This is a genomic window from Pseudokineococcus basanitobsidens (genome assembly GCF_037482545.1).
Lineage (GTDB): Bacteria > Actinomycetota > Actinomycetes > Actinomycetales > Quadrisphaeraceae > Pseudokineococcus > Pseudokineococcus basanitobsidens.
In genome coordinates this window covers 1-6,519 of record NZ_JBBIAA010000047.1, presented here as the reverse complement: position 1 = coordinate 6,519, position 6,519 = coordinate 1, and the positions used below count along the sequence as shown (strand labels likewise).

General features: G+C 67.1%; 5 protein-coding genes and 1 pseudogene. 2 read left to right on the top strand and 4 right to left on the bottom strand.

Annotated features, from left to right (window positions below; genetic code table 11):
- Positions 1-52: 52 nt before the first annotated feature.
- Positions 53-2,551, bottom strand: a complete 2,499-nt coding sequence (locus WDZ17_RS16965; RefSeq protein WP_339576358.1) for a DEAD/DEAH box helicase — start codon at positions 2,549-2,551, stop codon at positions 53-55.
- A gap of 101 nt (positions 2,552-2,652) precedes the next feature.
- Here WDZ17_RS16965 and WDZ17_RS16960 point away from each other — a divergent pair, with 101 nt between their 5' ends.
- On the top strand, positions 2,653-2,832 hold the full coding sequence (locus WDZ17_RS16960) for a hypothetical protein (RefSeq protein ID WP_339576357.1): 180 nt from the start codon (positions 2,653-2,655) through the stop codon (positions 2,830-2,832).
- Between the two features lie 16 nt (positions 2,833-2,848).
- Entirely contained in the window at positions 2,849-3,421 is a 573-nt protein-coding gene (locus tag WDZ17_RS16955) for a hypothetical protein (RefSeq protein WP_339576356.1), read from the top strand.
- A 279-nt stretch (positions 3,422-3,700) separates the two neighbouring features.
- Here the strand turns inward: WDZ17_RS16955 and WDZ17_RS16950 are convergent, their stop codons facing one another.
- The 3 genes and pseudogenes from WDZ17_RS16950 to WDZ17_RS16940 all read right to left on the bottom strand — a co-directional run bounded on the left by WDZ17_RS16950 (position 3,701) and on the right by WDZ17_RS16940 (position 6,450).
- The gene (locus WDZ17_RS16950; protein ID WP_422632027.1) at positions 3,701-5,284 is read right to left on the bottom strand and encodes a recombinase family protein; all 1,584 of its coding nucleotides are present in this window, start codon (positions 5,282-5,284) and stop codon (positions 3,701-3,703) included.
- 103 nt (positions 5,285-5,387) lie between these two features.
- Positions 5,388-5,666 (bottom strand): annotated as a pseudogene (locus WDZ17_RS17565) (P-loop NTPase family protein); the annotation flags it as partial.
- A 178-nt stretch (positions 5,667-5,844) separates the two neighbouring features.
- Entirely contained in the window at positions 5,845-6,450 is a 606-nt protein-coding gene (locus WDZ17_RS16940) for a hypothetical protein (protein WP_339576354.1), read from the bottom strand.
- Between the last annotated feature and the right edge of the window lie 69 nt (positions 6,451-6,519).

The following is a 6,519-nucleotide window of genomic DNA, read 5'->3' as shown; positions in this document are numbered from 1 at the left end:
TCGCAGCTGTTGGATCGCGACGCCGGAGGACGGCGCCTCGAGCCTCGCCGGGTTAGTGCCGCCCCGGCACCGAGAAGCGACGTACGAAGTTGGCCGCGCTCAGTCCGTAATCGTTCAGGAGGCTGGTGACGCGAGCGGGATCGCGGAAGGCCTCGTTGGCCACCAGACCCGTCGCGAAGGCCGACACGGACTCTCGGAGCCGGGCAAGCCGCTTCGTCGTGACGACGCGACAGCCGGTCGGTATCGCGGCATGTGAGTCGAATCTTTCCTCCGGATGGATCAGCAGTGGCGTCGCCTCACTGTTGGGGTATTGCTGCCGGAACCAGTCCATGGCGTTCGAGAGTTGCTCGGCATCCTTCTTGTACACGGGATGGCCGGGGTCGGCCCCACTCTTCGCTTCAATGACATAGAACGTCCCGTCGCGAAGCGCCCATAGGTCGTCCGGCCCGCGGCCGAGGGTGTCCTCGGGCCGTTGCCCAACGTGACCGATGTGTTCCGCGAGGTCGCGCACGGCTTGCTCGAACTGTGGTGTACGGGGTCCCCAGTCAAGGTCCTGTAGGACGGCCTTGAACCCGAGCAAGAGATCATTGCCGGACGTGTACTTCGCTTGCAGCCAGGATGAAGCCTGCTCGCCCTGCGGGCGGCTCGCCGCCTTCAGACGCTCGTACTGCACACCCGCCAGGGGCCGGAGTAGCCGTCTGTTCGCGAGGTTGGCCGTCTTCTGGGTCTGCTGAGCCTGGGAAGGGTCGAAGAAGTTGGTGTATGCCGCGAGCCGCTGCCTCTGGAGTGCCTGAGTCGCGGCGTCGTCTGTGATGCCATTCACGACTGTCTGCTGTTCCTGAGCTGCGAACACGTAGTCGCCGCGCAGGGCGGCATCGAACGCGCGCCGCTCAGCGCTAGCGGTGTCGGCAATCCGAGAGGTGTCGTACCGGACCTGTGCAAGTGCGCCCTTGCTGTAGGCCACCCAGTCCTTATCGCGTTCGAGGCATTGCTCCATGATGTCGTGGAGGTCGTCTAGCGAGTCGGCCTCGACTTCGCTAGCGATCTCTGCTGCGAGGTCCAACTGCGCCCTTGTCGCGGGTGAGAAGAAGCCGCGTGCCTCCGGCGCATTGAGACGTTCGGCCAGTCGCGCCCCCAGGAGAAGGACCACAGCGTGATCCTCATTCGACCGGGTGGCTCGTCCCATGCCCTGTTCCAGGCGCTGAATCTGTCGGCCAAGGAGGTTCGTTGATCCGGTCAACCGGGCCTGTGCCAGCCGCTCCGGTCCGTCGAGTGCTTCTGGTAGGCCATCCAGCACCAGGACGTGGCATGCATCGCCGGGCAGGTCGATCCCGTCGTAGCGGTTGATGAGCACTACCAGACCCAGTTGTGGGTTCTCGCGCAGTTGCTCGACGCCCTGATGAATGTTGTTGCGGTCCAGCACGAGGGCGGCGTCTTCTCGCCACCAGTCAGCGCGAGCATGGCTCGGCACGATCACTACCACGTTCTGGTCCTCGGCCAGGTCCAGGACGAGATCACGGACCTCCTCGTCCGTCGCCTTGGGCACGAGTTGCTGTGGGACGAGGATCATCCGATCCCCGATGTCGCCAGCGCTCGAAGGAAAGATTGGCCGTGAGACTGACTCCGGTGCCGCGCCGAAGTGGCGGACCAGCACCGAGTCGTCAGCAAGCGTGGCTGTGAGGTAAACACGCCGCTGTGCCTGCGAGAAGCCGAGGAGTGTCTCTGTGGGATGGCAGGGCGGATAAATCTCGAACGCATCGCTGGTGATCACGGCGGTGCAGAGGGGGAGGCTGTCTACGACGAGCGGCCAGCCCCACTTCAGTGCGCTGTCCGAGATCGGATGGAGAATCGACAAGACCTGATCTTGCTTGTCCTGCCATGCCCAGAATGGAACCTCCTGTATCGCCGTCCGGCGACGCGCTTCTAGGTCCAGCAGGCCGTTGGGAGACTGCGCTTTCAGGTCCCCAGCGAAGAGTGTTAGCAGATCGCTGTACCCCTCCGAGTTGTCTTCGACGCGGAGCCGGAACACGTGATCTGCCTGAGCGATGCAGGCGTGAGCGTCGTCAATGATCACCCCGCCGAGGCTGTGCGAGGGAGGCTTGGACACGCTGCCGCCGACTCCGAAGACGGACAGGCCGTTGAAGAGCTTCGCGAACGTCCCGACGAGCACCGCGCGTCCCTGCTGGTACTCGGGCGACCTGGAATCATTCGTTGTCGCGATCCCGGCTCGTCCCGCCTCGGTCGTGACCTGTGCCGTCAGGAAGTCGTCCGGTACAAGATATGCAACGGGCCGGATGCCCTCGTTGAGCCAACTGCGGGCGATGAGGAGCCCGACCAGCGTCTTGCCGCCTCCTGTGTTCATCTTGATCACGAGGTCGCGCTCGTCGCGACGGTCATCCCAGGCGGCCAGCACCTGGTCCTGGGGCCCTCGCAGGTAGTCGAGGCCAGAGACCTTCTCGGGTAGGGCGTTGAACAGGTCCCGGGGGTCGGTGATCGTGTTGGCTGGGGCCGAGGCGCCCTGGCCCAGTCGCTTGAAGTTGACCTTGGCCATCGCGCGCTCTCCATCCTTCCCGGGCCCGTCCTCGGGCATGCTCATTCTCGCCCGCGCCTCCAACCAGCCGCGAGGGGCGCGCCGACGGCCCCGAGAGCGAGGTGTTCGTCGTCACCGGGATCGGCCACGACAGCGCCTACACCCGCTATGACGTGGACCGCAGCGCCCGGCGGACCCCGATCGACCAGGCACCCGAACGCCCCGCCACACAGCAGGCACCGGCGTTCGAATCGCCCGAGCGGCCACGGCAGAGCACATCCGCTCCCGCCCTCGGCCTGTGACAACCGGAGGAGCATCGTGAGCGAGCACCCGACCGACCCTGACGAACTCGACGAGGACGACCTGCTCGACGACGACGACCTGATCACTGACGAGGCGCCGGACGTCACCGAGCCACCGCATCCAGTGAACTGGAACCTGCTGACCGCCGAGGAACTGGAGGTCGAGTGGTTCGCCCTGGACCGGTGGGTGACCTGGCTGCGCCGCACCTACGGGTTGCCCGCCAGCGTCCTTCCGCCGTTCTGGCACCACCATCCCGAACTGATGTGGGAGCTGTCTGCGCTGCATCTGCACTGGCTGGGCGCCTACGACCCCGAGCAGAACGCCTCGGCGGCGATCGGCTGGCACCGCGACTTCGCCGAAGCTCGGACACGGCTGCGTGATTGGGTCGCGGCCTCGGGTACCCGGATCGACCGTGACCGGCCGACCCGTCAGACCACCTGGCCCGGCGAGGAACCAGCCGAGCCGGTCCAGGAGACCGCGATCACCGACCGGGCCACGGAGTTCGAAGCCTTCGTCACCGCGGAGGTCGCCCAACGCCGACAGGCCGAGGACGACTTCTACGCAGCCATCGCCGGAGAGGAACCGTGAGCACCGACACGACCTGCCCGCCTCCGGCCCAGGTGGGACAGGTCATCGCCGAACCCGCCTACGCGGCTTTCGCCGCAGGGTGGCGTGCCGGAACGCTCCGGCACGCCACCCAACCGGCCTCGCAGGACGTAATCGAGCAAGTCGCGACAATGCTCGATGCCGCCAGCGTGGCCGACGCCCTCACTCGACCGGANTTCTTCCCCCCCACCCAACCGGCCTCGCAGGACGTAATCGAGCAAGTCGCGACAATGCTCGATGCCGCCAGCGTGGCCGACGCCCTCACTCGACCGGAGTGATCCCCAACCGCTCCTCGGTCGGTGCCTTGCCCGGCAGCGCATCGATCCGGTGGATCATCCGCCGCAGATAGGCGCGCTTCTCGGTGATCGCCCGCTCCTTCCACGAGGCGATCAACGCCGGGCCGTCCTCGATCGGGAACTCATCCAGCTCCATCGCATACAACCGTCGCTGGAGACCATCGACACGCCGCTGCGCATCAGCGATCAGCGACAGCAGCACCGTCACCATCGCACCCCGATACTCCCCCGTGCCCTGCTTGGACAACAGCGCGTCACGCTCGGCCCTGGCCTCATCGAGCTGGGACAGCACCTCGCTGACGCCCACATCAGCCCGGGCAGCACGCCGTCGGGCCCGCGCGGCAGCCAGCGCATCATCAGTGATCTGAGCGAAGAACCAGCCCAGCACGAACGCCTCGCCCTTGACCGCATCGATCGTGCATCCACCCGAGCAGTTCCCCGGACCGCGGACCTTGTTGGCCTGGCAGCGGTACGCGAACGCCGGCACCCGCTCACCAGAGGCACGCTTGCGGTACTTCTGATGCCCATACAGACGCTCCCCGCACCTGCAATGCAGCAGCCCCGTCAGCAGCCACTCGTGCGAGCCCCACGGTCGCCTGGTCCGGGAGGTCTTCGCTTCCTCCAGCAGCCGGCGCACCCGCAACCACGTCGCCCGGTCACAGACCGGCTCCTGAGCGATCACCGGCTCGCCCGAAGCATCCCGGGCGATGTAATCCAGCAGATCGAGCTTCACACCACGCTGATGCTCGGGCACCTGCCGCATCCGATAGCCAATCATCCGCGGCGAGACCAACGACCGATACACCGTTGCCTCATACACCGGCCCACCTGTAGCGGCGGTGATCCCGTACTGGTCGCTCCAATAGCGGGCGATCTGCGCCAGACTCTTGCCCGCCAGCACCATGTCCACCGCGTCCTTCAAGGCCGGATGCTCCACCGGATGCGGCACCAGCCGCACCCCGGAACGGCCGAACTCATCGACCACCCGCGGGCCAGCCATCCACCCCAACGGCGGCGTGCCGCCATGATGGAACCCAGCCTCAGCCAGGTGCCGCTTCGACGCCAACTGCCGCTCGCTCATCGAATCGGTCTCAACCTCCGCGAGCAGCGCCTTGATCCCGGTCACCAGCTTCGCCCCCGCGGTCGCGGTGTTCAGCTCATCGGCGCTGTCTTGATGTGAGACCAGGTACACGCCCGAGCGTTGGCACTGGCCGATCCACTCGATGCACTTCGCCGCAATCCGGTTCGTGCGATCCAGCTTCCAGAACGCCACGGCCGGCACCATCCCGGCCTGGATGTCCTGGTTGAGCTGACGCCACCCCTTTCGGTTCTTCGCCGCAGAAGCGCTCGCTGAGTCGTTGTCGATGTACTCACCCATCACCGTCCACCCACCCTCAGCGGCGAGCTTGCGGGTCAGATCAAGGCGCTGACGCTCGATCGCGTCCGCCTTGTCCTTGTGATACTTCGACAGCCGCAGATACAGGTAGATCGGCCGCGTGCCCTCGGCCGGCGAGTCCGGCCCCGTCCGAGTAAACGCCGGATAGACCACTGCCCGCGTTGCCCGCCCCGGCCGTGCGTTCGCGCCAGGCTGCTTCGTCCTCGTCTTCATCAGTGACCTCCTTCAAGAAGGAGGTGCACTTTCCATTGCTTGCCTCGTCCAGGAACAGGTACCCGGCCTCGGCCGCCGCGAGGCGCTTGGCCCACGCGGGCGGCTCGATCACCGCGCCCTGGTCGGTGACGACGGGCATCCCCGCGACGTCGGCAGGCTCGCGCACCGACCCCAGGACGGTCTCGCAGACCACGCCCTCGGCGGCCGCGAGACCGCGTACCAGGGACGACTTGCCCATCCCCGGGTCGGACAGCAGCAGCACCGGGACGCGGGCACGCCCGCAGGCGTCGATGACGGTGACGGTGGTGGCGAGGTCGCTCACAGGTACCCCTCGAAAGGGTCGTGCGGCTGGTCAGACCGCAGGTGGTCGGGACAGGCACCACCCTGCCCACCACCACCGACGCCCGGCGCGGCTCTCCACACCCCAAGGCACCCCATGCGGTTTGAGCCCGTGGCGCACACCGCGCGCACCCGCCGGCAGTCGCCGTCGTGCTCAAGGCTCAGCTGCTGCGCTCGGCCAGGGCCACCAGGTAGTAGAGGTCCTGGGTCGTCGCTTCGCGTTGCCCTGAACGCCGCCCCTGCAAGGCGTTGAAGAACGAGGTGGCGGCGACGCCGGCGGCGGGTGCCGCCGCGACGAGGGCAGCCATGAGGTCGACGTCGCGCAGGACGCCCAGGGACAACCAGCCGAAGCCGCCCACTCCGGTGGCCGTGACGAAGGTCCGCGCATCGCTCCCGGCCCGCCGCGCCAGCTCCCGGACGAGGGAGTGCTCCACGAGCTGAGACCGGAGGTCGTCGAGCGCGGGGCTGACGTCTGTGCGCCAGAGGTGATCCAGCTCGTCGGCGCGCTCGGGGGCGAACGCCGTCGTGGTCATCTTCTGGGACAGCGAGCTGACCGCCCTGAGGTACTTGCGCCGCTGCACCGTCAGCTCCGAGCGCAGGTCGAGAAGCTCGTCGACAGGGAGTGTTTGGAGGGTGGGCAGCCGCGTGATCAGACCGCTGCCGACGAAGGCCTCCTGCGCGTTGCGCTCGACGAAAGGCGAGGGACCGGCACCTCGAGCGTGGACCAGGTCAGCGAGGCCGTCGTCGAGTAGCAGCTGGGTGCTCACGTCGCCCATGAGTCGGTCGAGGTGGTCCCTCCCTGGCAGGCTGAGGTGAGACGCCCCGACCTGGGGTGG